This window comes from Cellulomonas terrae, assembly GCF_007990265.1.
Lineage (GTDB): Bacteria > Actinomycetota > Actinomycetes > Actinomycetales > Cellulomonadaceae > Cellulomonas > Cellulomonas terrae.
In genome coordinates this window covers 107,267-133,544 of the sequence record NZ_BJWH01000010.1, presented here as the reverse complement: position 1 = coordinate 133,544, position 26,278 = coordinate 107,267, and the positions used below count along the sequence as shown (strand labels likewise).

General features: G+C 72.0%; 17 protein-coding genes. 5 read left to right on the top strand and 12 right to left on the bottom strand.

Annotation, left to right across the window (positions count from 1 at the left end):
* Nucleotides 1-245: 245 nt before the first annotated feature.
* Genes glgB through CTE05_RS11220 form a run of 3 tightly spaced genes read right to left on the bottom strand, consistent with a single transcriptional unit; the run spans nucleotide 246 to nucleotide 5,889 of the window.
* Complete coding sequence (gene glgB, locus CTE05_RS11230) at nucleotides 246-2,426, bottom strand: 1,4-alpha-glucan branching protein GlgB (RefSeq protein WP_146846206.1); 2,181 nt, start codon at nucleotides 2,424-2,426, stop codon at nucleotides 246-248.
* Between the two features lie 60 nt (nucleotides 2,427-2,486).
* Complete coding sequence (locus CTE05_RS11225) at nucleotides 2,487-3,341, bottom strand: LacI family DNA-binding transcriptional regulator (protein WP_146846205.1); 855 nt, start codon at nucleotides 3,339-3,341, stop codon at nucleotides 2,487-2,489.
* Between the two features lie 31 nt (nucleotides 3,342-3,372).
* Nucleotides 3,373-5,889 (bottom strand): glycoside hydrolase family 2 protein, encoded by a 2,517-nt coding sequence (locus tag CTE05_RS11220; protein WP_146846204.1) that lies wholly within the window; start codon nucleotides 5,887-5,889, stop codon nucleotides 3,373-3,375.
* A 196-nt stretch (nucleotides 5,890-6,085) separates the two neighbouring features.
* Here CTE05_RS11220 and CTE05_RS11215 point away from each other — a divergent pair, with 196 nt between their 5' ends.
* A complete protein-coding gene (locus CTE05_RS11215) occupies nucleotides 6,086-8,224 on the top strand; it encodes an alpha-galactosidase (RefSeq protein WP_186814831.1) in 2,139 nt (712 codons plus the stop codon).
* A 52-nt stretch (nucleotides 8,225-8,276) separates the two neighbouring features.
* Here the strand turns inward: CTE05_RS11215 and CTE05_RS11210 are convergent, their stop codons facing one another.
* Genes CTE05_RS11210 through CTE05_RS11200 form a run of 3 tightly spaced genes read right to left on the bottom strand, consistent with a single transcriptional unit; the run spans nucleotide 8,277 to nucleotide 11,411 of the window.
* A complete protein-coding gene (locus tag CTE05_RS11210) occupies nucleotides 8,277-9,101 on the bottom strand; it encodes a carbohydrate ABC transporter permease (RefSeq protein WP_146846203.1) in 825 nt (274 codons plus the stop codon).
* Complete coding sequence (locus CTE05_RS11205; RefSeq protein WP_146846202.1) at nucleotides 9,098-10,072, bottom strand: carbohydrate ABC transporter permease; 975 nt, start codon at nucleotides 10,070-10,072, stop codon at nucleotides 9,098-9,100. Before CTE05_RS11205 ends, CTE05_RS11210 begins: the two co-directional genes overlap by 4 nt.
* A gap of 10 nt (nucleotides 10,073-10,082) precedes the next feature.
* Nucleotides 10,083-11,411 (bottom strand): ABC transporter substrate-binding protein, encoded by a 1,329-nt coding sequence (locus tag CTE05_RS11200; RefSeq protein ID WP_146846201.1) that lies wholly within the window; start codon nucleotides 11,409-11,411, stop codon nucleotides 10,083-10,085.
* Between the two features lie 206 nt (nucleotides 11,412-11,617).
* Between CTE05_RS11200 and CTE05_RS11195 the strand changes: the two genes are divergently transcribed.
* Complete coding sequence (locus tag CTE05_RS11195) at nucleotides 11,618-12,856, top strand: ROK family transcriptional regulator (protein ID WP_146846200.1); 1,239 nt, start codon at nucleotides 11,618-11,620, stop codon at nucleotides 12,854-12,856.
* On the opposite strand, the gene CTE05_RS11190 is transcribed toward CTE05_RS11195, so the two are convergent.
* The 4 genes from CTE05_RS11190 to CTE05_RS11175 form a co-directional block, all read right to left on the bottom strand.
* Entirely contained in the window at nucleotides 12,830-14,095 is a 1,266-nt protein-coding gene (locus CTE05_RS11190; RefSeq protein ID WP_246123543.1) for a maltokinase N-terminal cap-like domain-containing protein, read from the bottom strand. The genes CTE05_RS11195 and CTE05_RS11190 overlap by 27 nt on opposite strands.
* Complete coding sequence (gene treS, locus CTE05_RS11185; RefSeq protein ID WP_146846222.1) at nucleotides 14,092-15,768, bottom strand: maltose alpha-D-glucosyltransferase; 1,677 nt, start codon at nucleotides 15,766-15,768, stop codon at nucleotides 14,092-14,094. The genes CTE05_RS11190 and treS overlap by 4 nt, the downstream gene beginning before the upstream one ends.
* Before the next feature lie 86 nt (nucleotides 15,769-15,854).
* The gene (locus CTE05_RS11180) at nucleotides 15,855-17,876 is read right to left on the bottom strand and encodes an alpha-1,4-glucan--maltose-1-phosphate maltosyltransferase (RefSeq protein WP_146846199.1); all 2,022 of its coding nucleotides are present in this window, start codon (nucleotides 17,874-17,876) and stop codon (nucleotides 15,855-15,857) included.
* A gap of 61 nt (nucleotides 17,877-17,937) precedes the next feature.
* On the bottom strand, nucleotides 17,938-19,584 hold the full coding sequence (locus CTE05_RS11175; protein WP_146846198.1) for an FAD-binding dehydrogenase: 1,647 nt from the start codon (nucleotides 19,582-19,584) through the stop codon (nucleotides 17,938-17,940).
* A 23-nt stretch (nucleotides 19,585-19,607) separates the two neighbouring features.
* Between CTE05_RS11175 and CTE05_RS11170 the strand changes: the two genes are divergently transcribed.
* Nucleotides 19,608-20,021, top strand: a complete 414-nt coding sequence (locus CTE05_RS11170; RefSeq protein ID WP_146846197.1) for a GNAT family N-acetyltransferase — start codon at nucleotides 19,608-19,610, stop codon at nucleotides 20,019-20,021.
* A gap of 4 nt (nucleotides 20,022-20,025) precedes the next feature.
* Here the strand turns inward: CTE05_RS11170 and CTE05_RS11165 are convergent, their stop codons facing one another.
* Together CTE05_RS11165 and glgX are read right to left on the bottom strand one after the other, a co-directional pair.
* Complete coding sequence (locus CTE05_RS11165) at nucleotides 20,026-22,146, bottom strand: alpha/beta hydrolase (RefSeq protein ID WP_146846196.1); 2,121 nt, start codon at nucleotides 22,144-22,146, stop codon at nucleotides 20,026-20,028.
* A gap of 32 nt (nucleotides 22,147-22,178) precedes the next feature.
* Nucleotides 22,179-24,365: a glycogen debranching protein GlgX gene (gene glgX, locus CTE05_RS11160; RefSeq protein WP_246123541.1), complete on the bottom strand. Its 2,187-nt coding sequence runs from the start codon at nucleotides 24,363-24,365 to the stop codon at nucleotides 22,179-22,181.
* A gap of 96 nt (nucleotides 24,366-24,461) precedes the next feature.
* On the opposite strand from glgX, the gene CTE05_RS11155 reads away from it, so the two are divergent.
* Both CTE05_RS11155 and CTE05_RS11150 read left to right on the top strand, forming a co-directional pair.
* Nucleotides 24,462-25,250, top strand: coding sequence for an electron transfer flavoprotein subunit beta/FixA family protein (locus CTE05_RS11155; protein ID WP_146846194.1), 789 nt, complete (start codon nucleotides 24,462-24,464; stop codon nucleotides 25,248-25,250).
* Between the two features lie 25 nt (nucleotides 25,251-25,275).
* Nucleotides 25,276-26,259 carry an electron transfer flavoprotein subunit alpha/FixB family protein gene (locus CTE05_RS11150; RefSeq protein ID WP_146846193.1) on the top strand — a complete coding sequence of 328 codons (984 nt, stop codon included), beginning with the start codon at nucleotides 25,276-25,278 and terminating at the stop codon, nucleotides 26,257-26,259.
* Nucleotides 26,260-26,278: the final 19 nt, after the last annotated feature.

Genomic DNA, 26,278 nt, shown 5'->3' with positions numbered 1-26,278 from the left:
CCGGGGGTGGCTCTTCCTGTTTCCCCAACAGTTCTCGACGCATTGTTCTGGCCCTCGCCGTGACGCTGACGTTCGCGCGACGAGCGGCTCGACCGACACCGCGCGCGCTGCGTCGATCGGCGTGCGTCCGGCTCGGCGGCGCGGACGGACCCGTGACCGGTCCCTGTGCCACGAGGTCGCCCGCGGACGAGAAAGAGCCCGCACCGAGGGGTGCGGGCTCTTCGACGTCTCGACGTCGGTCGGGATCAGCCGGCCTCGAAGACGACGACGCCCAGCGGAGGGACGCGGATCGACGCGGAGTAGGGCCGCCCGTAGTGGGGCTCGGGCAGGGCTTCGATCTCGCCCAGGTTGCCGACGCCGGAGCCGCCGTACGCCTCGGAGTCGGAGTTGAAGATCTCACGCCACCGACCGCCGCGGGGCAGGGCGAGCCGGTAGCCCTCGTGCGGGATGCCGGCGAAGTTGACGACGACGGCGACGGGTGGAGAGTCGTAGCCCTTGCGCAGGTACGCGAGGGTGTTGCGGAAGGCGTCGTCGGAGTCGATCCACTCGAACCCGTCGGGGGAGTGGTCGAGCTGCCAGAGGGCGGGCGTCTCCTTGTAGACGCGGTTCAGGTCGGCGACGGAACGCATCACGCCCTGGTGGGCAGGGTCGTCGAGGGCGTGCCAGTCGAGGGAGCGCGACTCGGCCCACTCGGTCTGCTGCGCGAACTCGCTGCCCATGAAGAGCAGCTGCTTGCCGGGGTGGGTCCACTGGTAGCCGAGCAGCAGGCGGACGCCGGCGAGCTTCTGCCAGTGGTCGCCGGGCATGCGCTCGTAGAGGGAGCCCTTGCCGTGCACGACCTCGTCGTGGCTGATGGGGAGCACGAACCGCTCGGAGTAGGCGTAGACCATCGAGAAGGTGATCTCGTTGTGGTGGTAGCGCCGGTGGACGGGTTCCTCCGCCAGGTAGCGCAGGGTGTCGTTCATCCAGCCCATGTTCCACTTCAGGCCGAACCCGAGGCCGTTGCCGTCGGTGGGGGCGGTGACGCCGGGCCACGCGGTCGACTCCTCGGCGATCATCATGATCCCGGGGGTGCGCCGGTAGGCCGTCGCATTGGCCTCCTGGAGGAACGAGATGGCGTCCAGGTTCTCGCGGCCGCCGTACTGGTTGGGCCGCCACTGGCCGGGCTTGCGGGAGTAGTCGAGGTAGAGCATCGAGGCGACCGCGTCGACGCGCAGACCGTCGACGTGGAACTCCTCGAGCCAGTAGGTGGCGTTGGCGACGAGGAAGTTGCGGACCTCGGAGCGGCCGAAGTTGAAGACGTACGTGCCCCAGTCGGGGTGCTCGCCGAGCAGCGGGTCCGGGTGCTCGTAGAGCGGGGTGCCGTCGAACTGGGCGAGGGACCACTCGTCCTTGGGGAAGTGCGCGGGGACCCAGTCGACGATGACCCCGACGCCGGCCTTGTGCAGGGTGTCGACGAGGTAGCGGAAGTCGTCGGGGTGCCCGAACCGTGACGTCGGGGCGAAGTAGGACGACACCTGGTAGCCCCAGGAGCCGCCGAAGGGGTGCTCGGCGACGGGCAGCAGCTCCACGTGCGTGAAGCCGAGGGAGGTCACGTGCTCGGTCAGCTGGTGGGCAAGGTCCCGGTAGGACAGCCCGACGCGCCAGGAGCCCAGGTGGACCTCGTAGACGCTCATGGGTGCTGTGTGGGGGTCGCGCGCTGCTCGGGCAGCGAGCCAGGCGTCGTCGGTCCACCGGTAGCGCGACTCGACGACGACGGATGCCGTGGCGGGGGGCACCTCGGTGCCCTGCGCGAGCGGGTCGGCCTTCTGCCGCCACGAGCCGTCGCTGCCGAGGACCTCGAACTTGTAGCGGGCGCCGGCGCCGACGCCGGGGGCGAAGACCTCCCAGACGCCGCTGTCGCCCAGGGACCGCATCGCGTGCGACGCGCCCTGCCAGTAGTTGAAGTCGCCGACGACGCGGACCGCGCGGGCGTTCGGCGCCCAGACGGCGAACGACGTGCCGCTGACCTGGCCCAGCTCCCCGGGGTAGGTGCGCACGTTGGCGCCGAGGACGGTCCACAGCTGCTCGTGCCGGCCCTCGCGCACCAGGTGGCGGTCGAGCTCCTGCACGGTGGGCAGGAAGCGGTAGGGGTCGTCGACGGAGGTGGTGTGCCCGTCGTAGGTCACCTCGAGGCGGTAGTCCGGGACCTCGGCCCCCGGCAGCACCGCGACCCAGATCCCGTCCTGCTCGTGGCGCGCCGCGACCCGTGACGTGGACGTGACGACCACCACCGACTCGGCCAGCGGACGGAGCGTGCGGACGGTGACGCCCCCACCTCCGACGTGTGGACCGAGGACATCGTGCGGTGCGTAGTACGCCCCGTGGGCGACGGTGCGCAGGGTGTCGTCGTCGACGGGAACCGGAGAGGGGGCGGCCGGGCTCATGCCCCTACCCAACCACCCGCGGGAGTTCCGCGCAGGATGGTCTCCTGGGTGACCTGCGCGTCAGCCGTCGGTGGTGGGTGCGGTGGTGGTCGTGCCGCGGGCGACCAGCCGTGGCAGGGGTGCGGTGTAGGAGCGGACGGTGCCCGACGCGAGGAGGTTGAGCACGCAGTCGGCCACCTGGACGCCCATGGCGTGGACGTCGAGGCTCATCGCCGAGAGGGCGGGGTGCGACAGCCGGCACAGGGCGGAGTCGTCCCAGGCCAGCAGGGACAGGCGCTCGGGGACGGCGATGTCCATCTCGTGCGCGACACCGAGGCCCGCGACGGCCATGACGTCGTTGTCGTAGATGATCGCGGACGGTGGTGTGCCGCGGCCGAGCAGCGCACGGGTGCTGCGCGTGCCGGACTCCTCGCCGTAGTCGCCCTCGACGACGGCTCCGTGCGCGCCGAGCCGGGCGCACTCGCCCATGAACGCGTCGGTGCGCGCCTGGGTGTGTGCGAGGTGCTTCGGTCCGCTCACCCGGGCCAGGCGGCGGTGGCCGAGGCCGACGAGGTGGGTCACGGCGGTCCGCATCGCCTGGGCGTTGTCGATCCAGACGTTGGCGAACGGCAGGTCCGGGCGCGGGCCCCCGACGACCACGGTGGGGATGCCGATCTCGCCCAGGACGTCCAGCCGGGCGTCCTCGAGGGCGATGTTGACCACCACGACGGCGTCGACGAGCTTGCCCTCGCCCCACCGGCGGTAGGTGCGGATCTCGGCGTCGTGGTCGGGGACGACGTGCAGCAGCAGGGAGCGTCCCTCGGCTGCGAGGGACTCCTCGATGCCGCCGATGAGCTCCATGAAGAACGGCTCGAAGCCGAGCATCCGGGCGGGCCGAGCAAGGACGAGTCCCACCGCGTCGAGCCCATGTGCCATGGACGCGAGCGTACCTGCGGTGGGACGTCGTTCAGGCCGGCGACTGGGTGAGGTCACGTGCGCCGAGCCGGGGCAGCACCACGTCGTTGGCGGAGCGCAGCACGGGGGCGCGGGTGAGTGCGGCGGGGTCGAACGTCCCTCGGGTGCGCACGTGGAACGAGGCGGTGGCACCCGCGGGGACGTCGACGAGAGCCGTGTCGACGACGGCGTCCGGGTCGAGCCGGTCGACGAGGATCGTGACGTCGCGGGCGAACGACGTCGCCGTGACGTCGACGCGGTAGCCGTCCTGGACGGGGGAGACCGACGCGTGCACGGCGTCCGGGTCGAGCGCGAGGTCGACGTCCTCGACCCAGGTGTGCACGGACTGCAGGGAGCCGAGGCGCACGACGAGCACCTCGCGCGACGGGTCGGCAGGCGTCGCCACCGTGCTCGGCAGCGCGAACTGCCCGACGGACCAGGCCCCGACGGCGAGCGCCAGGTCCTCCTCGGCGAGGACGGTCCCGTCGAGCCGCTGGCGGGAGAGGCGGACGACGCCCTGCCAGATGACCGGCGTCTCGTTGACGACCGCGAGCACCTCGCGGCCCTCGCGCGGCTGCACCGTGAGCAGGCGCGTCGCGTACGCGGACCTCAGGGCGTACCAGAGCGGCTTGCGGCGCTCGTCGCCGTCGATCGCCGACCACGACGTCACCGGCCAGCAGTCGTTGAGCTGCCAGACGATCGCACCGGCCGTACGCGGCCACCACGACCGGTAGTGCTCGATGGCGAACCGGACGGCGCGCGCCTGGTTGAGCTGGGCCGCCCAGTGCCAGTCGGTGAAGTCCTCGGGCACACCGAGGTGGGGCTCCATGCCGCGGTCGAGCTTGCCGTTGCCGTCCTCGGCCTTCTGGTGCAGGAGGAACGTCGCGTCGTCCTTGGTCAGCGGACCGCCGTCGGCCGCGTGGACGGCGCGGGTCAGGGTGGCCCAGGTCGGCGGCCCCTGGAAGCCGAACTCCGAGCAGAAGCGGGGGACGTCGTCGCCGTACACGCGGTAGTCGACGCGGTTCCAGACCTCCCACTGGTGGAACGTGCCGTGGTCGGGGTCGTTGGGGTGGACCTCGGTGAGCCCGGCGCCGGGGGAGTACGGGCTGCCGTCGGAGTACGGGCGGGTGGGGTCGAGGTCGGCGACGACGTCCTTGAGCAGCTCCGTCGCGTAGCGGAAGCCCCAGGTGCGTCCCTGGAGGTCCTCCGGCCAGCCCCAGTCCATGAACCCCCAGAGGTTTTCGTTGCCACCGTTCCAGAGCACCAGCGAGGGGTGGGGGGTCAGCCGGGCGACGTGCTCGCGGGCCTCCGCCTCGATCTCGTCCCAGAGCGGCTGCTCCTCGGGGTACGCCGCGCAGGCGAGCAGGAAGTCCTGCCAGACGAGCAGGCCGCGCTCGTCGCAGAGGTCGTAGAAGTCCTCCGACTCGTAGATGCCGCCGCCCCAGACGCGCACGAGGTTGAGGTTGGCGTCGACGGCCTGGTCGAGCCGGTGCGCGAGGCGCTCGCGGGTGATGCGGGTGAGGAGGTGGTCGTCGGGGATCCAGTTGGCACCCTTGACGAAGATCGGGCGGCCGTTGATCCGGAACGTGAACGCCGTGCCGTCGTCGTCCGGGGCGGTGTCCAGCTCGACGGTGCGGAAGCCGATCCGGCGGCTCCACGTGTCCAGCGGTGCCGCGGGGTCCGGCCCGACGAGGGCGACGGTGAGCTCCGACAGCGGCTGCGGGCCGTGCCCGACGGGCCACCACAACGGGGCGTGCGGGACCTCCAGGACGACGACGGCCGAGGTCGCGTCGGGCGGGACGGTCACGCTGACGTCGGCGCCGGCGACCCGGGCCTGCACGGTGAGCGGCACGTCCCCTCCCGGTAGGCCCGAGCGCTCGATCGTCGCGTGCACCTCGACACGGCCGGTCCCGTCGGCGTCGACGGTGACGAGCGGTCGTACCCCGGCGAGGCGGGCGACCGTCCAGTGCTCGACCGTCACGGGGCGCCAGAGGCCGGCGGTCTGCAGGTCCGGCCCCCAGTCCCAGCCGAACGAGCAGGCCATCTTGCGGACCATGTTGAACGGCTGCGGGTACGCGAGCGGGCGCGGTCCGAGCCGTGCGGCCTCGGCCTCGGCGTGGGCGACGGCGGAGTGCAGCGAGACCCGGAGCCGCTGCGTCGTCGGCCGGAGCAGGTCGCGGACGTCGAAGCGGTAGGAGCGGTGCTGGTTGGCCGTCCGGCCGATCTCGCGGCCGTCGAACGTGAGCGTGGCGACGGTGTCGATGCCGTCGAAGACGAGGTCGACGCGCTCGTCAGCAGCAGCCGGGGCCAGGTCCAGCTCACGCTCGTAGACCCAGTCGACGCGCTTCATCCACGCCAGGACCTCCTCGTTGCGGTCGAGGTACGGGTCCGGGATGAGGCCGGCCTCGAGCAACGCCGTGTGGCTCGTGCCGGGCACGCGCGCGGGGACGCGGCGTCCGGCGAGGTCGGTCGGGACGGGGCCGGCGACGGCGGTCAGCGACCATCCGTCGAACAGGTCCTGGGTGTTCATCGTCGAGCTCCTGGGTCCGGGGGTCCGGCGTGTGCGCGCCGCATCCTCGCGACGCACAGCGTCGGCGCCCGCGGACGGTGCCGATCATCTGGCAAGTACCCTGGGGTCATTCTTAGACAACTGAATAAAGTAAGTCAATGACGCAGCGTCGTAGCGTTGCACCGATCCCATCCCGGACGACCAGGAGACGCCTCTCGTGACCGCCGCCATCCACCCTTCGGAGCTCCTCCACCTGCGCGCCGCTGGGGTGAGCCTCGTCGTCGACCTCGGCGGCGGGACCCTGCCGCGGATCCTGCACTGGGGTGCTGACATCGGCGACCTGGACGGCTCGGCGCTCGAGTCCGCGCGCCTCGCGTGGGACGTCGTCCCGCACGGCTTCCCGGTCGACGGCCAGGTGGAGGTCGCGGTCCTGCCGCAGGAGTCGGCGGGGTTCCTCGGGACGCCGGGGCTGGTCGGGAGCCGGGCCGGGCAGGACTTCTCGACCCTGTTCGCCGTCCGGTCGTGGGACGTGGAGACCGCGCCCGACGGGACGCAGCGGCTCACCGTCCACGCGGCGGACGACGCCGCGCGGCTCGCCCTGGTGCTCGTGCTCGAGCTCACCGCGCAGGGGCTGGTCCGCCAGCAGGCCGTCCTCACGAACGAGGCCGACGACGCCTTCGGGGTCGACGGGCTGCTCCTGACGCTGCCCGTCCCGGCGGTCGCGACCGAGCTGCTCGACTTCACCGGGCGCTGGGCGCGCGAGCGCAGCCCGCAGCGGACCGCCTTCACCCACGGGACGCGACTGCGGGAGAACCGGCGCGGCCGCACCGGCTACGACGCCGCGTTCGTGCTCGTCGCAGGGACGGCCGGCTTCGCCAACCGCACCGGCGAGGTCTGGGGTGTGCACACCGCCTGGTCCGGCAACCACCGCTCGCTCGCCGAGCGCAGCCACTACCACCCCGGGCTGCTCGGGGGCGGCGAGCTGCTCGGGTCCGGCGAGGTGCGGCTGGGCCGCGGGGAGTCCTACACCAGCCCGTGGGTCTACGGGTCCTGGGGAGTGGGGCTCGACGCGCTCGCGGGCCGGTTCCACTCCTGGATGCGGGCCCGCCCGCAGCACCCGCGGTCGCCGCGGCCGGTCACGCTGAACACGTGGGAGGCCGTCTACTTCCAGCACGACCTCGGGCGGCTCACGGCGCTCGCGGATGCTGCCGCCGAGGTCGGTGCGGAGCGGTTCGTGCTCGACGACGGCTGGTTCGGTGGCCGTCGCGACGACTCCAGGGCGCTGGGGGACTGGTACGTGTCGGCGGAGGTGTGGCCCGACGGGCTGCACCCGCTGGTCCAGCACGTGACCGGGCTCGGGCTCCAGTTCGGCCTCTGGGTGGAGCCCGAGATGGTCAACCCCGACTCGGACCTCGCCCGTGCGCACCCCGACTGGATGCTCCGGGTGCCGTCGCGGCTGCCCCGGGAGGCGCGCCACCAGCAGGTGCTGGACCTCGCCGTCCCCGAGGCTTACGCGTACATCCTCGACCGGCTCGACGCGCTGCTCACCGAGTACCCGATCGGGTACCTCAAGTGGGACCACAACCGCGACCTCGTCGACGCGGGCCACGGGGGAGCGCCCGGCGTGCACGGGCAGACGCTCGCCGTCTACCGGCTGCTCGACGAGCTGCGCTCGCGGCATCCCGGCGTCGAGATCGAGTCCTGCTCGTCGGGTGGCGCGCGCGTCGACCTGGAGATCCTGCAGCGCACCGACCGCGTGTGGGCGAGCGACTGCATCGACGCCTACGAGCGGCAGCAGATCCAGAGGTGGACCAACCTGCTGATCCCGCTGGAGCTCGTCGGCGCGCACATCGGCTCCGGCACCGCGCACAGCACCGGGCGTCGGCACGACCTGTCGTTCCGGGCGGCGACCGCCCTGTTCGGGCACCTGGGGGTCGAGTGGGACCTGCAGGAGGCCGACGAGACACAGCGGGCCGACCTGGCCGCGTGGATCGCGCTGTACAAGGACGTGCGCGGGCTGCTGCACTCCGGGACGGCCGTGCACGCGGACGTCGTCGACCCGGCCCTCGCGGTCCACGGGGTGGTCGCGCAGGACCGCGGGGACGCGCTCTTCGCGGTCACGATGACGGACCGGTCCACGAGCACGGCGCTGCCGCGGGTGACGCTGCCGGGGCTGGACCCCGACGCGCTCTACAACGTGCGTCCGCAGGCTCCGGGCGACCGGGTCGACCACGCGCCGGCCTGGTGGACCTCCGACGGGGTGCGGCTGCCCGGGCGGCTGCTGTCCGGCGTGGGGATCGAGGCGCCGGGGCAGCTGCCCGAGCGCATCGCGCTGGTCCGGGCGACGCGGGTCTGATGGACGACGACGGGGGCAGCCAGCCCAGCTGCCCCCGTCGTCCGCTGGGGGACTACTTCGTCGCGCCCGAGGTGAAGCCGTTGTAGATGTACCGCTGCAGGAACAGGAAGAGCACCAGGATCGGGATGATCGTGATGACGACCCCGGCCGAGATGATCTCCCACTGCGAGCCGTACGGGCCCTTGAAGTCGAACAGCGTGGTGGAGATCGGCCGCAGGTCCTTCGAGGGCAGGTACAGGAACGGCAGGTAGAACTCGTTGTAGATCGCGATGCCCTTGATGATGACGACCGTCGCGATGGCTGGCTTCAGGTTGGGCAGGATGATCTGGAAGAAGATCCGCAGGTGCCCGGCGCCCTCGATCTTCGCCGCCTCGTCGAGCGACTTCGGGATCGCCCGGATGAACTGCAGGAAGATGTAGATCGAGATGATGTCCGTGCCCATGAACAGCAGGACCAGCGCGAACCGGGAGTCGTAGAGCCCCAGGCCGTTGATGATCTGGAACGTCGCCACCTGCGTGGTCACGCCGGGGACGAGCGTCGCCAGCAGGAACAGCGCGAGCACCGTGCTGCGACCGGCGAACCGGAACCGGTCGAGCGCGTAGGCCGTGGCGGCACCGATCAGGATCGTGCCGACGATCGCGGCGCCGAAGATGACGATGGTGTTCCCGAAGGCCTGGAGCATGTTGCCGCGGGTGAACGCCGTGACGTAGTTCTCGATGTTGCCCCAGTCGGACGGAGGGGTCATCGGTCCCGTCGCGAGGAACTCCTGGCTCGTCTTGAAGGACCCGAACAGGATGAGGCCCAGAGGCAGCAGCATCACGATCGAGGCGATGACCAGCGAGACGTACTTACCGGTGCCGGCGGCTGCGCGGATCATGTGAGGTCCACCTCCTCGTCAGGGATCACCCTGCGTTGGATCCAGGTCACGATCAGGACGATGAGCAGGAGGACCACGGCCATGGCCGAGGCCAGGCCGACCATGTTGCGGTTGAACGCCATCCAGACCGTGCGGATGACGAAGGTCTCCGTGCCGTTGGCGCCGCCCGTCATGACGAACGGGACCTCGAACACCGAGAGCGCACCGGAGATCGCCAGGATGAGCGACAGGCCGATGATGGGGCGGATCGACGGCAGGATGATGTACCGGAACTGGTGCCACCGGTTGGCCCCGTCGAGCTCGGAGGCCTCGTAGACCTGGCTGTTGATCGACTGGATCGCGCCGAGGAACATGACGAAGTTCAGGCCCATGTAGCGCCACACGGACACGCCGGCCAGCGAGAAGTTCGCGACGTCGGGGTCGCCGGTCCACTGCTGGATCAGGCTCTCGAGCCCGGCCGCCATGAGGATCGTGTCGATCCCGCCGCCCGGCTTGAGGAAGTTGAGGAAGATCAGGCCGATCGCGACCCCGTTGATCAGGTACGGGAAGAACAGGATGCCCTTCCACAGGTTCCTGAACCGGGTGTTGAAGGACAGGATCGTGGCGAAGTACAGCGCGATCGCCATCTGCGCGAACGAGGCGACGAAGTAGTAGAGCGAGACGTAGAACACGCGGACGTTGTCCGGGTCCGTGAAGACCTCGACGTAGTTGTCGAAGCCGACGATGTTCTTCGTCTTGTCCAGCCCGTCCCAGTCCGTCGCGGAGTACCAGAACATGTTGAGGACGGGGACGAACGTGAGCAGAAGCAGGAGCCCGACGGGGATCAGCAGGAAGTAGTACGGAGTCAGCCGGCGATACCACGCGGTGCCGCGGCCCGCACCGCCCCGGGGCTTGTGGGGGGTGCGGGCCGCGTCGGACTTCTGCGCGGCCGCCGTCGTCGGGTCGTCCAGACCCGAGGGAGCGGTCGTCATGGGACGGGTCTCAGCTGACCGACGCTCGACCCTCGGCCCACTGGGCGTTGAGGTCGTCGAAGATCTGCTGCTTGGTCCGTGCGCCGGAGCGGGCGTCGTCGATGTTCTTCTGGCGGAACTTCGGGTCGGTGGTGACGATGCCCGAGGCCGTGTCGATGTCCGCGAAGAGCGCTTCCTTGCCCTCGGGGGCCGGGTTCAGCGTGATGAGCTCGACCTCCTCGACGAAGCTGGTCAGGGCCGCGGGCACAGGACCGTCGATGATCGGCGACAGGCCGGCCTGCGACTCAGAGAACCCCGACTCGTGGTTGAACCAGTCGATCCACGCGCGCGCGGTCGCCTTGTTCTGGGAGTTCACGTTGATGCCCAGGTTGTAGTCGCCGCCGGCGACCGAGTGGAACTTCCCGTCCACCTTGACCGGGGTGGGTGCGTAGGCGATGTCGTCGCCGCTGGCGCCTGCAGCCTCGGCGGCCGCCGCCATCTGCGGGATGGCCCACGAGCCGAGGACCATCGTCGCGACCTCACCGGTGCCGAGCAGCCGCTTCGACTCCTCCCAGTTGGTCGTCGTCGGGTCGGCCTCCGTCAGGCCCTGTGCGACGGCGTCGTAGATGAGGCCGTCGACCACGCCGTAGTCGCTGTCCTCGGTCCACGGGGTGTCCGACTCGACGATCTTGTTCTTCCAGTCAGGGTCCGCCGAGACGGCGCCCAGCCAGCCGTCCCACTGCGAGAGCGGCCACCCGTCCTTGTAGTTGGTATAGAGCGGGGCGATCTCGACGCCGTTGTCCTTGATGGCCTGGAGCGCCTCGAGGAACGCCTCGGGGGTGTCGGGGAACTCGGTGATCCCGGCCTCCTCCCACACGCGCTTGTTGTAGACGAAGCCCTGGACGTTGCCGACGACCGGGATGCCGTACGACTGGCCCTCGAAGGACTTGTCGTTGATCCACTGGTACTCCGCGCCGATCTCCTCCTGGGTGCCGAGCGGCTCGAAGAAGTCGCCGAGCTGGTCGGGGGTCACCGAGCCGGGGATGGCGAGCACGTCGCCGTAGTTCTCGGTGTTCATGCGCGTCTTCACCTCCCCCTCGTAGTCGGTGAGTCCCTCGACCTTGACGTCCGTGACCTCGGGGTACTTGGCCTTGAACTCCTCGACGTACGTGTCGAAGGTGCCGTCCTCCACGAGGTCGGTGCGCCACGTCAGCACCGTGATCTCGCCCGACGGCGTGCCGTCGTCGTTGGCCTGGTCGTCGCTGTCGCCGCTGCCGGACGAGCAGGCGGCGGTGAGGGCGAGGAGCGAGCCGGCGGCCGCGAACGCCATGAGGCGGGTGCGTCGCTTCTGAGGGAACATCGTTGATCCTCTCGTCGGGCCGGCACCTCCGCGTGCCGACCAGGGTCTGATGAGGCACGGCGGCTCGGGGGTCGAGTTCACTGTGCTCCGCGTGGCATTCTTAGGCAAGTGAACAAAGTTAGTCAACGGGCGTGTCCTAGAAGACCCAGGAAGTACCCAGATCGTTATGGTGTGCGACGAGGGGGACACCCCACGAAGGAGGACGGGTGAGCGGCTCCCAGCCGGGTCTCGGCGCCGCGCACGCGAGCAGCCGGTCGGCGATCCTGGATCTGATCCGGGCCGCCGGGACGATCAGCCGTGTGGAGCTGACGCGCGCGACGGGCCTCACGGCTGCCACCATCTCCACGGTGGTGCGCCGGCTCATCGACGACGGTCTCGTGCTCGAGGTCGGCCGCGCCGAGTCCACCGGCGGCAAGCCCCGCATGCTGCTGCAGCTGGACCCGTCCGCGCGCTACGCGGTGGGGGTCCACCTCGACCACGCCGGGATCACCTACGTGATCGCCAACCTCGGCGGCGCGATCGTCGCGCGATGGCGCCGACCGGGAGCCGGGTCCGACGACCCCGCCACCGTGGTGGCACGCATCGCCGCGGAGATCCGCACGACCATCACGCGCGTCGGTGTCGACCCCGCACGGATCCTCGGGCTGGGCGTCGTCTCGCCGGGCCCGATCTCCGCGTCGACCGGCATGACGCTCACCCCGCCCGTGATGCAGCGGTGGGCGGAGTTCCCGCTCGGGGCCGCTCTGGAGGACGCCGTCGGGCTGTCCGTGCTGCTCGACAACGACGCCACCGCCGCGGCCATCGGCGAGTACTGGTCCGGCGGGATCGCCACCGGCTCGGCGTTCGCCGCGCTCTACATGGGCACCGGCATCGGCGCCGGGATCATCGTCGACGGCACCGTCTACCGGGGTTCCAGCTCGAACGCGGGCGAGGTCGGGCACATCTGCGTCGACCTCGACGGACCCGTCTGCTGGTGCGGGAACATCGGGTGCGTCGAGGTGCTCGCGGGCCCGGCGGCGGTCGTCGCAGCCGCCCGCGACGCCGGTCTCGAGCTGCCCGGCCGGAACGTCGCGGAGAACTTCGGGGCCCTGGCCCGCGCCGCCAGCCGGGGCGAAGAGCTCCCGCTGCAGCTGCTCGAGCGGTCGTCGCGGTACCTCGGCGTCGCGGCGCAGACCCTGGCCAACGTGCTCGACCTCGAGCTCGTCATCCTCACTGGACCCGCGTTCGCGCTCGCGGGCTCGCTGTACCTGCCGGAGATCGAGCGCCGGCTCGGGCAGTCGTTCTTCGCGCGCGGCAGCCATCCCGTGCGCGTGACGATCTCCTCGAACGCGCCCGAGGCCGCCGCGGTCGGCGCCGCGGCGCTGGTGCTGCAGAGCGAGCTCGCGCCGCGCCAGGCGGGTCTCCGGATGCCGCTGGAGCTACCCCTCGAGGTCACCGCCGGCTAGCCGTTCCAGCCCTGCGAGCGGGATCGGCAGCCACGACGGGCGGTTGCGGGACTCGTACACGGCCTCGTAGAGCGTCTTGTCCAGCTCGAGGGCGCGCAGGAGGGTCTGGTCCCCGCCGCCGTACCCGCGGAGCAGCCCCGCGCGCGCGTCGCCCGTCCAGGTGGCGGCGTCGGCACCGGTCAGACCGCCGACGGCCGCGGCGTAGTCGATCGACCGCAGCAGCCCCGCGACGTCGCGGAGGGCCAGGTCGGGCCGGGTGCGCTGGTCGAGCGGGGCCAGGGGCTCGCCCTCGAAGTCCATGATGAACCAGGTGTCGTGCGACCGGAGCACCTGCCCGAGGTGCAGGTCGCCGTGCACGCGCTGGCGCGGGGGAGCCGACGGCAGGGCGCGGACCTCGGCGACGACGTCGCCGACCCCGTCCGCGAAGCGGGACAGCGCGGGGACGGCCGACAACGCCCACGCGAAGCGGGCGGCCACGGCGCGGGCGACGTCCTGCGGCCCCTGGTCGGACGCGTCCACCCCGTAGGCCGACACGAGCGCGGTGTGCATGGTCGCCGTGATCGCGCCCAGGTCGGCGGCCGCGGAGGCGAACGACTCGCGCTTCGCCGCGTAGGCGCACGCGAGCTCGAACCCGTCCTCGGCGGCGTCGACGAACGCGGCCAGCACCCCGAGGTAGCCCGTGACCAGGCCGCCGTCGGGACCCGGCCACTGGGCTTGCAGCCACGCGAGCGGGGCCGGGACGTGCTGCCAGCCCACGGCGACGAGGTGGCGGGGGACGTCGACGTCGGGGTTCTCCCCCGGCGCGACGGCGCGGAGCACCTTGAGGATGCCCGGGTGTGCGCCCGGCAGGATCACCGAGGTGTTGGACTGCTCGCCGGAGACCACGCGGGCGGAGCGCACGTCGACGTCGGCACCGGGACCGTCCGCGACCGAGAGCCACGCGCGCAGGAACTCCGGATGGCCTGCCCCGTCCAGGACGGTGCGTCCGTCGAGGACCCCGATGGCGTCGTCGTGGGTGCCGTCCGTCAGGACGAGGGGCACCTGCAGGACGGCGTCGATCGACCCCGCCCGCGCCCGGACGAGCAGCACCGTCACGTCCGGCGCGAGCCGGAACGACGCGACCGCCGACAGCTCCGCGACCTGCCCCTTCGCCGGGAACCAGCGGCGCGTCGGCAGCCAGTCGCGCAGCACGTCCAGCAGGCGTGCGTCGTCGGGGGTCGTGCGGGCGATCAGGCTCACGGGGCGGTCAGCTCCAGCCAGTAGAAGTCGCGCGAGCCGAGCGTGAACGACGCGGTCCCGTCGGCGCCGACGGCCGCGAACGGCGCCCCGCCGAAGACGTCGTGCGCGGACCAGCCTGCGCGGTCCGGAATCGTCACCGTGGCGGCGCGCGCCGTGGACGCCAGGTTGGCGACGACGAGGATCGTCTCGTCGGCGGTGTGCCGGCAGAACGCGAGGACCGAGTCGTTGTCGCACGGCAGCACCTGGAACTCGCCGGCGCCCAGGGCAGGGTGCTGGCGGCGGACGGTGAGCATGCCGCGCACCCAGTGCAGCAGGGACGTCGGCTGCGCCAGCTGGGCCTCGACGTTGGTGTGGCTGTAGTGGTGCACGAGCGACTGGACCAGAGGCAGGTACAGCTTGCCCGGGTCGGCGGTGGAGAAGCCCGCGTTGCGGTCCGGCGTCCACTGCATCGGCGTACGGACCGCGTCCCGGTCGGGCAGCCAGATGTTGTCGCCCATGCCGATCTCGTCGCCGTAGTACAGGCAGGGGCTGCCCGGCAGGGACAGCAGGAGGGCGTGCGCGAGCTCGATCTCCTTGCGGGAGTTGTCCAGCAGCGGCGCGAGCCGGCGCCGGATCCCGACGTTCGCGCGCATGCGGGAGTCGGGCGCGTACCACCCGTACATCGACGCGCGCTCCTCGGTGGACACCATCTCGAGCGTGAGCTCGTCGTGGTTGCGCAGGAACGTGCTCCACTGGGCGCCGTTGTTCGGGATCGGCGGGGTGTCGGCCAGGATCTCGATGATGCTCGTGGCCTTCTGGTCCCGGATCGAGTAGTAGATCCGCGGCATCACGGGGAAGTGGAAGCACATGTGGCACTCCGGCTCCTCCTCGGTGCCGAAGTAGTGCACGACGTCCTCGGGCCACTGGTTGGCCTCGGCCAGCATGATCCGGCCCGGGAACTCCTCGTCGATCATCGCGCGGACCTTGCGCAGGAACGCGTGCGTCTCGGGGAGGTTCTCGCAGTTCGTGCCCTCCGCCTCGAACAGGTACGGCACCGCGTCCAGCCGGAAGCCGTCGACGCCGATGCCCAGCCAGAACCGGCCGACGTCCAGCATCGCCTCGACCACGCGCGGGTTCTCGAAGTTCAGGTCCGGCTGGTGCCCGAAGAACCGGTGCCAGAAGAACTGCCGGCGCACGGGGTCGAAGGTCCAGTTGGACGTCTCGGTGTCGACGAAGATGATCCGCGCGTCCTGGTAGCGGGTGTTGTCGTCGCTCCACACGTAGAAGTCCCCGTAGGGACCCTCGGGGTCGGAGCGGGACGCCTGGAACCACGGGTGCTGGTCGCTGGTGTGGTTCATCACGAGGTCGACGACGATGCGCATCCCGCGGGAGTGCACCTGCTCGATGAGCTCGGTGAAGTCGGCCATGGTGCCGTACTGGCCGGCGATCGCGGTGTAGTCGGCGACGTCGTACCCGCCGTCACGCAACGGGCTGGGGTAGAACGGCGGCAGCCACAGGCAGTCGATGCCGAGCCACTGCAGGTAGTCGAGCCGGTCGATGAGGCCGCGCAGGTCGCCGCTGCCCTGGCCCGACGAGTCGGAGAAGGTGCGGAGCATGACCTCGTAGAACACGGCCGTGCGGTACCACTCGCGGTCCTCCGTGAGACCGCCCGGCGGCTCGACGGGGTGCGGCATCGTGGGGTGGCGGTGGCCGGGCAGCACGATCTGGGCGGTCGTCGGCGCGGGCTCGCGCGCGTGCCGACCGGTCGTGGGCGTCTCGGTCACGGCGCCACCAGGTTCACGACGTGGGCAGCGCGGACCATCGGGTCGAGCCGGACGTAGACCGACTGGCCCCACTCGTAGGTCTCGTCGGACAGCACGTCGTGCGCGACGACGGGCCGCCCCGGGTCCAGCCCGAACGCGTGCAGGTCGAGCGTGACGGTGCCCCCGCGGGCGTTCCACGGGTCGAGGTTGACGATGACGACGATGGTGTCGGCGCGACCTGTCGGGGAGTGCTCGGCGTCGAGGTGCTTGGCGAACGCGACGAGCGCGTCGTCGGACGTGGGGAGCACCCGCAGGTTGCGCAGCTGGCGCAGCGCGGGATGGGTGTGCCGCAGCTCGTTCAGCCGGCCGAGCAGCAGGTTGATGCCGATCGCGTCGGCCTTCGACCAGTCGCGCGGCTTGAACTCGTACTTCTCGTTGTCGATCTGCTCGTCGACGCCGGGCCGCGGCACGTCCTCGACCAGCTCGTAGCCCGAGTAGATGCCCCACGTCGGCGCGCCCAGCGCGGCCAGCACCGCGCGCACCGCGAAACCGCGCACGCCCGTGGCCTGCAGGTACGGCGGCAGGATGTCGTGCGTCGTCGGCCAGAAGCTCGGCCGCATCCACGCGCCCTGCTCGCCCGAGACCTCCTCGAGGTACTCGGTGATCTCGTCCTTCGTGTTCCGCCACGTGAAGTACGTGTACGACTGGTGGAACCCGATCTTGGCGAGCGTCTGCATCATGGCCGGCCGCGTGAACGCCTCCGACAGGAAGATCACCTCGGGGTGGTCCTCGCGCACCGACTCCAGGATCCGCGCCCAGAAGTCGAGGGGCTTGGTGTGCGGGTTGTCCACGCGGAACAGCGTCACGCCGTGGTCGATCCACACCTGCAGGACCCGTCGGATCTCGGTGTAGATGCCCTCGGGGTCGTTGTCGAAGTTCAGCGGGTAGATGTCCTGGTACTTCTTCGGCGGGTTCTCCGCGTACGCGATCGTGCCGTCGGCCCGCGTCGTGAACCACTCCGGGTGGGCGCTCACCCACGGGTGGTCGGGGGAGCACTGCAACGCGAGGTCGAGCGCCACCTCCATGTTCAGGTCCCGCGCGGCGGCGACGAACGCGTCGAAGTCGTCGAACGTGCCCAGGGTCGGCTCGATCGCGTCGTGCCCGCCCGCGGGGGACCCGATCGCGTACGGCGAGCCCGGGTCGCCCAGGTCCGCGAAGAGGGAGTTGTTCGGGCCCTTGCGGTGGGTCTCGCCGATGGGGTGGATGGGCGTGAGGTACACGACGTCGAAGCCCATGCCCGCGATGCGCGGCAGGTCGAGGGCCGCGGTGCGCAGCGTGCCCGACTGCCACTTTCCGGCCGCCGGGTCGTACTGGGCGCCCTGCGAGCGCGGGAACAGCTCGTACCAGGACCCGGCGAGGGCGAGGGGACGGTCGACGGTCAGGGGGTACTGCGGCGAGCGGGTCACGAACTCCCGCAGCGGGTGCTCCGCCAGCGCGGCGTGCACCTTGCTCGACAGCCCGGCCGCGAGCCGCGCGTGCGGCGTGTCGCGGATGTCGCGCAGGCCCATGACCGCGTCCTTGAGCACCCGGGCGGCCGACTTCGGCATGGCGTCGGCACCCGTGCGCGCCGCGGCGCGCTCCAGCAGCAGGGCGCCCTCGGCGAGCATCAGCTCGACGTCGACACCGGCCTCGACCTTGATCGTGGCGTCGTGCACCCAGGTGCCGTACGGGTCCGACCAGCCCTCGACGCGGAACGTCCAGTCACCCGTGCTCGTCGGCACCAGGCGGGCCTCGAATCGGTCCAGACCAGGGGCGATGTCCACCATCCGCGCGCTCGCGCGGTCGACGCCGGACGGGTCCGTCAGCACGGCGGTCGCCGCGACGGCGTCGTGCCCCTCGCGGAACACGGTGGCCCGGATCGGGACTGCTTCACCGACGACGGCCTTGGCCGGGAACCGGCCGGCCTCGGCCACGGGAGAGACGTCGACGACGGGGATACGTCCGACAGAGGTGCCGAGGGGCACGGGGCGAATCGTCACGCTCCCGAACCTATCCGTAGGTCCAGGTCGGGGGCATCTGGAGCGCCGGTGAGAGACGTCTCTACGCGCCTAGAGCCCGGCCCACCGTCCGCCCTGTGAACAGGCAGCCGCCGAGGAACGTGCCCTCCAGCGCGCGGTGGCCGTGCACGCCACCGCCGCCGAACCCGGACGCCTCGCCCGCGGCCCACAGGCCCGGCAGCACCTCACCGTCGGGACGCAGCACGCGGCCCTCGAGGTCGGTGTGCAGGCCGCCGAGCGTCTTGCGGGTCAGCACGGAGAGCCGGACGGCGAGCAGAGGGCCGTGCGCGGGGTCGAGGAGCCGGTGCGGCTTCGCCACGCGGATGAGCTTGTCGACGACGTACCGCCGGGCCATGGCCGTCGCGACGACCTGCGGGTCCTTGCCGAGCCCGGTCTCCACCTGCCGGTCCCGGGCGACGATCGTGCGCTCCAGGGCGTCGGCGTCGATCCGGTCGGAGCCGGACAGCGCGTTCATCTTCGCGGCGAGCTCGGCCGGCGTGTCCGCCCAGAGGAACTCGTCCGACTTCTGCGCGAACGCCTCGACGGGCCCGACCGCGCCGGGCTTCACCCGCTCCAGCAACAGCTTCATGTCCTTGCCCGTCAGGTCCGGGTTCTGCTCCGAGCCGGACAGCGCGAACTCCGACCCGAGGATCGTCTTGTCGAGCACGAACCACGAGTGGTCGTCACCACGCCCCGTGATGTGCCGCAGCGACCCGAGCGAGTCGAAGCCGGGGAAGAGAGGAGCGGGCAGCCGGTTCCCGTCGGCGTCGAGCCACAGGCTGCTCGGCCCCGCGAGGATGCGGATGCCGTGCCGGGACCACACGGGGGAGTGGTTCGTGATGCCCTCGGGGTAGTGCCACATGCGGTCCTCGTGCACGACCGCGGCGCCCGAGGCCGCAGCGGCAGCGATACCGGAACCGTCGACGTGGTCGGGGACGCCCGAGAGCATGCGGGCGGGCATCTGGCCTGCCGATGCGGGCCACGTGGCGCGGACCAGGTCGTGGTCGGCACCGATCCCGCCCGTGGCGATGACGACCGCGCTCGCGGACAGCTCGAACGGCTCCTGCACCTCGCGCGAGCTCGGCACGGCGCGCTCGACGGTGTCCGGGACCAGCAGGTCACCGCGGACCCCGGTGACGCGACCGTCCGTGGTCACCAGGCCGGTCACCCTGTGGCGGAACCGCACGTCGACCAGGCCGTCGCGTCGCGCGTCGAGCAGAGCGCGGACGAACGGCTCGAGGATGCCCGGACCGGTGCCCCACGTGACGTGGAAACGTGGCACGGAGTTGCCGTGCCCGTCGGCCAGGTAGCCCCCGCGCTCGGCCCACTGCACCAGCGGGAACCAGCGCACGCCCTGGGCGTACAGCCACGGGCGGAGGTCCCCGGCGGCGAACTCGACGAACCCCTCCGCCCACGCGCGGCCCCAGCGGTCGGAGCCGTCGTCCGCGAAGTCCGCGGACCCGAACCAGTCGGCCAGGGCCAGCTCCGCGGAGTCCTTGACCCCGAGACGCCGCTGCTCGGGGGAGTCGACGAGGAACAGCCCACCGAACGACCAGAACGCCTGACCGCCCAGGCTCGCCGCGGGCTCCGCGTCGAGCAGGGTGACCCGGCGGCCGGCGGCGACCAGCTCGGCGGTGGCGACGAGACCGGCGAGGCCCGCGCCGACGACCACGACATCGGAGTGCGTCATGGGGCGACTCTACGATCCGTCCCGTGACCTACGTGCTGAGCGACGCGACCGAGCGTCTGGACCGTGACGTCGTCTGGCGGTTCCTCTCGACCGAGGCGTACTGGGGGCGGTGGCGCAGCCGGGCGGACGTCGAGAAGCAGATCGACGGCGCCTGGCGCGTGGTCGGCGCGTACGTGGAGTCGACCGGGGAGATGGTCGGGTTCGCCCGCGCGGTGTCGGACGGCGTCGGCTTCGCCTACCTCGCGGACGTCTTCGTCGACGCGGCGCACCGTGGCGCAGGGCTGGGGCACAGGATCGTCGCGACGATGATCGACGACGGACCCGGCGCCGACTTCCGCTGGGTGCTGTTCACCGGGGATGCCCACGGCCTGTACCGGCAGCACGGGTTCGCGGACCCGGACAGCACGGCGATGGTCCGCCCCGCCCGGCTCGGGTAGACCGTCACAGGAGGTCCACGACCAGCCGGGCCGCGCGCGCGGCTCCGTCGGTCTCCACCGCGAGGCTGCGCACCGGCGCGGTCAGCGCCCGGACCATCGTGTCGGCGAGGCTCTCGGGGTCGGTCGTCGCGAAGTCCATGCAGGTTCCGGCCCGGTACCGCTCGAGCCGGTGCCGGACGTGGAAGGACTGCTCGAAGTGGTGCAGGAGCGGGAAGTACACGAACGGCCGCTGTGCCGCAGCCAGCTCCATGGTCGTCGCGAGCCCGCCCTGCACGACCGCCAGGTCGCACACCGCGAGGTGCCGGTAGAGGTCGGGCACGAAGCCGCGCACCTCCAGCCCGCGGTGGCGCGGGAAGCCGTGGTCGTCGATCCGCGGCCCCGCCACCGCGACCATCCGGAAGCCCGGCACGGCCCGGGCGACGTGCGGGAACGCGGCGACGGCGAGGTCGAGCAGGGCGCGCCCGACGCCCGAGCCACCGACGGTGACCACGCAGACCTGCTCGTCGTCGCGGTAGCCGAGCCGTGCCCGCCACAACGCGCGCTCCTCGTCGGTCGGTGGGCGGTCGCCGGTGACGTAGCCGCAGAAGTCGAAGTGCGCCTGCGTCCAGTCGCGGATCGTCGGGAGGTCCGGGCCCAGCCTGTCGGGTACGAGGTCCTCGGGGTTGCCGACGAAGACCGCCCGGTCGCGGACCCGGGGGAACCGCGCGACGTGCTCGACCATCTCGGCGTTGTAGTCCGCCGTCAGGGCGGCCTCGCGCGCGCCGCCGTCGGGCATCGGCAGGAAGCCCACGAAGTCGGTGAACCAGACGTGCGCAGCACGCTTCAGCTCGGGGTTCTCGTGCCAGAAGTGGTCGACGTCCCACGCCTCGTCGCCGACCACGAGGTCGTAGCGCCCGGACTCGACGACCTCCTGGAAGACCATGAAGTTCGCGACGAGGATCTCGTCCATCCGCCGCAGCGCCTGGAAGCAGTGCAGGTCGTGGCCGTCCGCCTCCGACGCGAGGTGGCCGGACTCCGACGCGAGCCACCTGGACGCCGGGTGCACGCGCTCTCCCGCAGCGTCCAGGACGGCGGTCACCGGGTCCTGCGCGAGCCAGTCGACCTCGACGTCGGGCCGGAGCCGGCGCAGCTCACCCGTGATGGCGAGGTCGCGGCGGACGTGCCCGAGCCCGATCGGCGACGACACGTACAGGACCTTCGGCGTCCGGCTCGCTGCCCGCGTCCACCGCTGCGGTGCGGGCCGTGGCCGGAGACGGTCGACGAAGTCGCCGACCGCGCGGTTGACGCGCACGGGGTCCCGGACGAGCGCGAGATGACCGCCGCCCTCGATGACCAGCAGCTCGCCCCCCGTCAGCGCGGCCAGCTCCTGCCCCTTGTCGACGTTCTGGCACACGTCCCGGTCGCCGTGCACGACCAGCACCGGGACGTCGATCCGGCGGCACCGCTCGACGATCTCGTCCCTGGTCGGCGGATCGAGCTCGTGCCCCTCCTCGCTCGCCGCGAGGATCTCGCCGGTCGACTCCAGGGCCCAGCCGACCGCGTCCTCCAGCTGCTTGGTCGAGTGCGGCTCGACCAGCTGGGCGTCGAAGAAGAACTCGACCCACCGGCGGTGGTCCGTCGTGATCACGTGCCGGTTGTACAGCTGCCAGCCCTGCGGGTCCTCGAGCTGGGCGTCCCACGTCGCGACGGCGGCCGCCCAGTGCGCCTGCGGCCCGCCGAGGTGCGGCACGCCCGGCTCGATCGCGACGAACCCGACGACGCGCTCCGGGTGTCCGGTGATCAGGTCCAGCGCCCACCACGCCGCGTCGCAGAGGGTGACGACCACCGCCTCCCGCGTCCCGGTCGCGTCGAGCACGGCGACGATGTCGGCCACGTTCGCGGCTCGGGTGTGGTCCTCGACCGCGGTGGGCCGGCCCGACCGGCCGTTGCCCCGGCCGTCGAAGGTCACCACGCGGGTGCGCCGTGCGAGGTGCGGGAGCAGCGTCTTCCAGATCTGCGCGTGCGTGATCGGCGACGGCGGCACCAGCAGGACGGTCGGCGATCCCGAGCCGTGCACCTCGTAGTGGATCGCGACGCCGTCGCTCTCGACGTCGCCCTCGCGATCCGGAGTCCGCGCACGCACCATCGCCACCACCCTCGGAGCGACCGTACGCGCGGTCAGTCCAGGACGTACACCCGCATGCTCAGCGCCTCCACGACCGTCGCCTCACCCGGTTCGGCGTGCAGGCTGCCCTCGATCGCCGCCGCCCGCTCCTCCGCCGGGTTCTCCCAGACCGAGTCCCACGCGAGCCGCCACCGACCGCCGTGGTCGTCGGCGAGGACGAGGTGCACGGCGTCGAGCGACCCGTTGATGACCAGCAGCACCGTGTCGTTCTCGGGCGGCGGGGCGGTCCGGACCATCTGCAGCGTGCGGATGGTCGAGTCGTGCCACCGGTCGTGGTCGAACGCGACGCCGAGCGCGTCGAACCAGGCGAGGTCCGGCCGCTTGCCCGGCACGTACGGGCGGCCGGAGTAGAACCGCTCCGAGCGCAGTGCCGGGTGCTCGCGACGCAGCAGCAGGAGCCAGCGGGCGGTCGCGAGCAGGTCGGCGCGCCACGGCGTCACGTCCCAGCGCACCCAGGAGATCTCGTTGTCCTGGCAGTACGCGTTGTTGTTGCCCTGCTGGGTGCGGCCCATCTCGTCGCCGGCCGTGATCATCGGCGTCCCAGCGGCGAGCACGAGGGTGGCGAACAGGTTGCGGATGGACCGTCGGCGCAGAGGCACGATGTCGACCGCGGGGGAGTCCGGTCCGACGTGGCCCTCGATCCCGTGGTTCCAGGAGCGGTTGTCGTCGCTGCCGTCGCGGTTGTGCTCGCCGTTCGCCGCGTTGTGCTTGTGGTCGTAGGCCACCAGGTCCGCGAGCGTGAACCCGTCGTGGGCCGTGACGTAGTTGACCGACGCGACCGGCCCGCGGACCAGCGGTGGGTCGCTGTGCCCGAACAGGTCGACGGACCCCGCCAGGCGGGTGGCCAGGTCCCGGACGCGGTGGCCCGGCAGACCGTGCGCGGCGCGGCCGGGGTCGGCGAGCCAGAACGAGCGGGCCGCGTTGCGGAAGCGGTCGTTCCACTCGGCGAACGGGACCGGGAACTGCCCGGTCCGCCACCCACCGGGTCCGACGTCCCACGGTTCGGCGACGAGCTTGAGCCCGTGCAGCGAGGGCTCGGTGGCCATCGCGACGAGCGTGGGGTGGTCGGGCGAGAAGCCGCTCGGGCCCCGGCCGAGGGTCACGGCCAGGTCGAAGCGGAACCCGTCGACCCCCACGACGTCCGCCCAGTAGCGCAGCGAGTCGAGGGTCATCCGGACCACCTCTGCCCGGCGGAAGTCGAGCGTGTTCCCCGTGCCGGTGACGTCCGCGAGCGTGGCAGGCGCACCGCCGTCGTGCGCGTAGTACGTGGCGTTGTCGAGGCCGCGCCAGGACAGGTGCTGACCGGGCAGCCCGCCCTCGCACGTGTGGTTGTAGACGACGTCGAGCAGCACCTCGAGGCCGGCCTCGTGCAGCGCGTGGACCGCGCCGCGCAGCTCCGCGAGCACCGCGGCCGGGCCGGCTGCCCGGGCGGCGGCCGTCGCGAAGTCCGCGTGCGGGGCGAAGAAGCCGAGCGTGCTGTAGCCCCAGTAGTTGGTCAGGCCCTTCTCGACGAGGTGCGGCTCGGAGGAGAACGCGTGCACGGGCAGCAGCTCGACCGCGGTGACGCCCAGCCCGAGCAGGTGGTCGACGACCGCGGGGTGCGCCAGGCCGGCGTACGTCCCGCGCAGCTCCTCGGGCAGCCGGTCGTCCAGCTGGGTCAGGCCGCGGACGTGCGCCTCGTAGACGACGGTGCGCGACCACGGTGTCCACGGGCGGTTCGCGGCCGGGTCCGGTCCGGGCAGGTCGCGGGTGTCGACGACGACGGAGTACGGGACGTGGCCCGCGGAGTCGCGAGGGTCCGCGGGCCCGTACGGGTCGCCGGCGAGGTCCGGGCCGACGAGGTGGCCGTACGTCTCGGGCGTGTGCGCGACCTCGCCGTCGAGCCCACGCGCGTACGGGTCGACGAGCAGCTTCGCGGGGTTGTACCGGTGGCCGGCCGCGGGCTCCCACGGTCCGTGCGCGCGGAAGCCGTACCGCTGGCCGGCGCGGACGCCGGGCACGAAGGTGCTGAAGACCCCGTGCACCGGGGGACCGAGGGGGATCCGGCGCTCGACGGCCCCGTCGAACAGGCACAGGTCCACGGCCGTGGCGTGCGCGGCGTAGACGGCGACGTCGGCGCCCGCGTCGGTGACGTGGACACCGAGACGTGGCGCTCGCCGGTGGGGGGAGGGCGGGGTCACCCGCACATTGTGGGGGAACAAGCCCACACGTGTCGGGTGTCTCCCGTCCTGGACCGCTTGTCCGCCGGGTCCGGGGCGGGAGGTAACGTTCCGCGGGTGAGGATCGTCGTCTGCGTGAAGCATGTCCCTGACATCCAGTCCGAGCGGGCCCTGGGCCCCGACGGTCGCGTGGTCCGCGACGGCGGGGACGGGACGCTGAACGAGCTGGACGAGAACGCCCTCGAGGCGGCGCTCGCGCTCGTCGAGGCGGCCGGTGGGTCTGTCGTGGCCCTGACCGTGGGCCCCGACGACGCCGTGGACGCCGTCCGCCGCGGCCTGCAGATGGGCGCCGAGGACGCGGTCCACGTGGTCGACGACGCCGTCGCCGGCTCCGACGTGATCGGCACCGCGCGGGTGCTCGCCGCCGCGATCCGCCACCTGGACGCCCAGGAGCACGTGGACCTGGTCGTCACCGGCATGGCCGGCCTGGACGGGCTCACGTCCCTGCTGCCGACCGCCCTCGCGGAGCTGCTCGACCTGCCCGCGCTGCCGCTCGCCGCCGAGCTGACCGTCGACGGGTCCACGGTGCGGGTGCGGCGCAACCTCGACCACGCCACCGAGGTGCTCGAGGCGACGCTGCCGGCCCTGGTGTCGGTCACGGACCAGGCCAACGAGCCGCGCTACCCCAACTTCAAGGGCATCATGGCGGCCCGCAAGAAGCCGATCACCACCCTGACGCTCGCGGACCTCGACGTCGACGCCTCGCGCGTCGGCACCGCGGGCGCCCGCACCGAGGTGCTCGAGGCCGCCGCCCGGCCGCCGCGCGACAACCGCGTGCTCGTGCAGGACACGGGCGACGCCGGGGTCCGCCTCGCCGCGTACCTCGTCGACAACCAGCTCGTCTGACGTCCCGACCCGAAGGATCGCCGCTGTGACCGCACCCGTGCTCGTGCTCGTCGACCACACCGTGGACGGAGCCGTCCGCGCCCCCGTCCGGGAGCTCCTGACGCTCGCCCGCGAGCTCGCGGGCGGCGCCGGGGTGCATGCCGCGTGGACCGTCGACGGCGTCGAGCCGTCCGCCGAGGTCGTCGCGGAGCTCGGTGCGCTGGGCGCCACGCACGTGCACCGGGTCGTCGTCGACGCGGACCCGCACCTGTCCGCCGTGCTCGCCGAGGCCCTGGCCTCGCTCCTCGACGCCACCGGGGCCGGGCTGCTGCTGGTCGTCTCCTCCTTCGAGAACAAGGAGGCGGTGGCGCGCCTCGCGGTCAGCACCGGAGCCGGTGTCGTCACCGACGCCGACGGCCTCGCGGTCGTCGACGGCAGGTACGTCGCCAGCAAGACCGTGTTCGCCGGCACGTGGACCACGTCGTGCGCCGTCACCGCGCCACTGGCGGTCGTCGCGCTCAAGTCGAACTCCGTCGTGCCGTCGACGGTCGCCGGCGCACCCGCGCCGCAGATCGGCGAGCACGCCGTCGCGGTCAGCGAGAAGGCCCGTCGGGTGACCCTGGTCGAGCGGGTCGAGCGGCCCGCGAGCGGTCGGCCGGACCTCGGCAGCGCCAGCGTCGTCGTGGTCGGCGGCCGCGGCACCGAGGGCGACTTCTCGGTCGTCGAGGAGCTGGCGGACGTGGTCGGCGGTGCGGTCGGCGCCACACGCGTCGCCACCGACGAGGGTTGGATCGGGCACGACGCGCAGATCGGCCAGACCGGCGTCACCATCGCGCCGCGGCTCTACGTCGGCGTCGGGGTGTCCGGTGCCGTGCACCACCGCGGCGGCATGCAGGCGTCCGGCACGATCGTCGCGATCAACTCCGACCCCGACGCCCCGATCTTCGAGATCGCGGACTTCGGCGTCGTCGGCGACCTCTTCACCGTCGTCCCGCAGGCCGCCGCGGAGATCCGCCGACTCAAGGGCTGATGCGCGCATCGGGTGCGCC

Bases quoted from the DNA above. Each gene is read 5' to 3' on its own strand.
- glgB (WP_146846206.1), bottom strand. From the start codon at position 2,426: ATGAGCCCGGCCGCCCCCTCTCCGGTTCCCGTCGACGACGACACCCTG.
- CTE05_RS11205 (WP_146846202.1), bottom strand. From the start codon at position 10,072: ATGACGACCGCTCCCTCGGGTCTGGACGACCCGACGACGGCGGCCGCG.
- CTE05_RS11200 (WP_146846201.1), bottom strand. From the start codon at position 11,411: ATGTTCCCTCAGAAGCGACGCACCCGCCTCATGGCGTTCGCGGCCGCC.
- CTE05_RS11175 (WP_146846198.1), bottom strand. From the start codon at position 19,584: ATGACGCACTCCGATGTCGTGGTCGTCGGCGCGGGCCTCGCCGGTCTC.
- CTE05_RS11210 (WP_146846203.1), bottom strand. From the start codon at position 9,101: ATGATCCGCGCAGCCGCCGGCACCGGTAAGTACGTCTCGCTGGTCATC.
- CTE05_RS11220 (WP_146846204.1), bottom strand. From the start codon at position 5,889: ATGAACACCCAGGACCTGTTCGACGGATGGTCGCTGACCGCCGTCGCC.
- treS (WP_146846222.1), bottom strand. From the start codon at position 15,768: ATGCCGCACCCCGTCGAGCCGCCGGGCGGTCTCACGGAGGACCGCGAG.
- CTE05_RS11165 (WP_146846196.1), bottom strand. From the start codon at position 22,146: ATGGTGCGTGCGCGGACTCCGGATCGCGAGGGCGACGTCGAGAGCGAC.
- CTE05_RS11225 (WP_146846205.1), bottom strand. From the start codon at position 3,341: ATGGCACATGGGCTCGACGCGGTGGGACTCGTCCTTGCTCGGCCCGCC.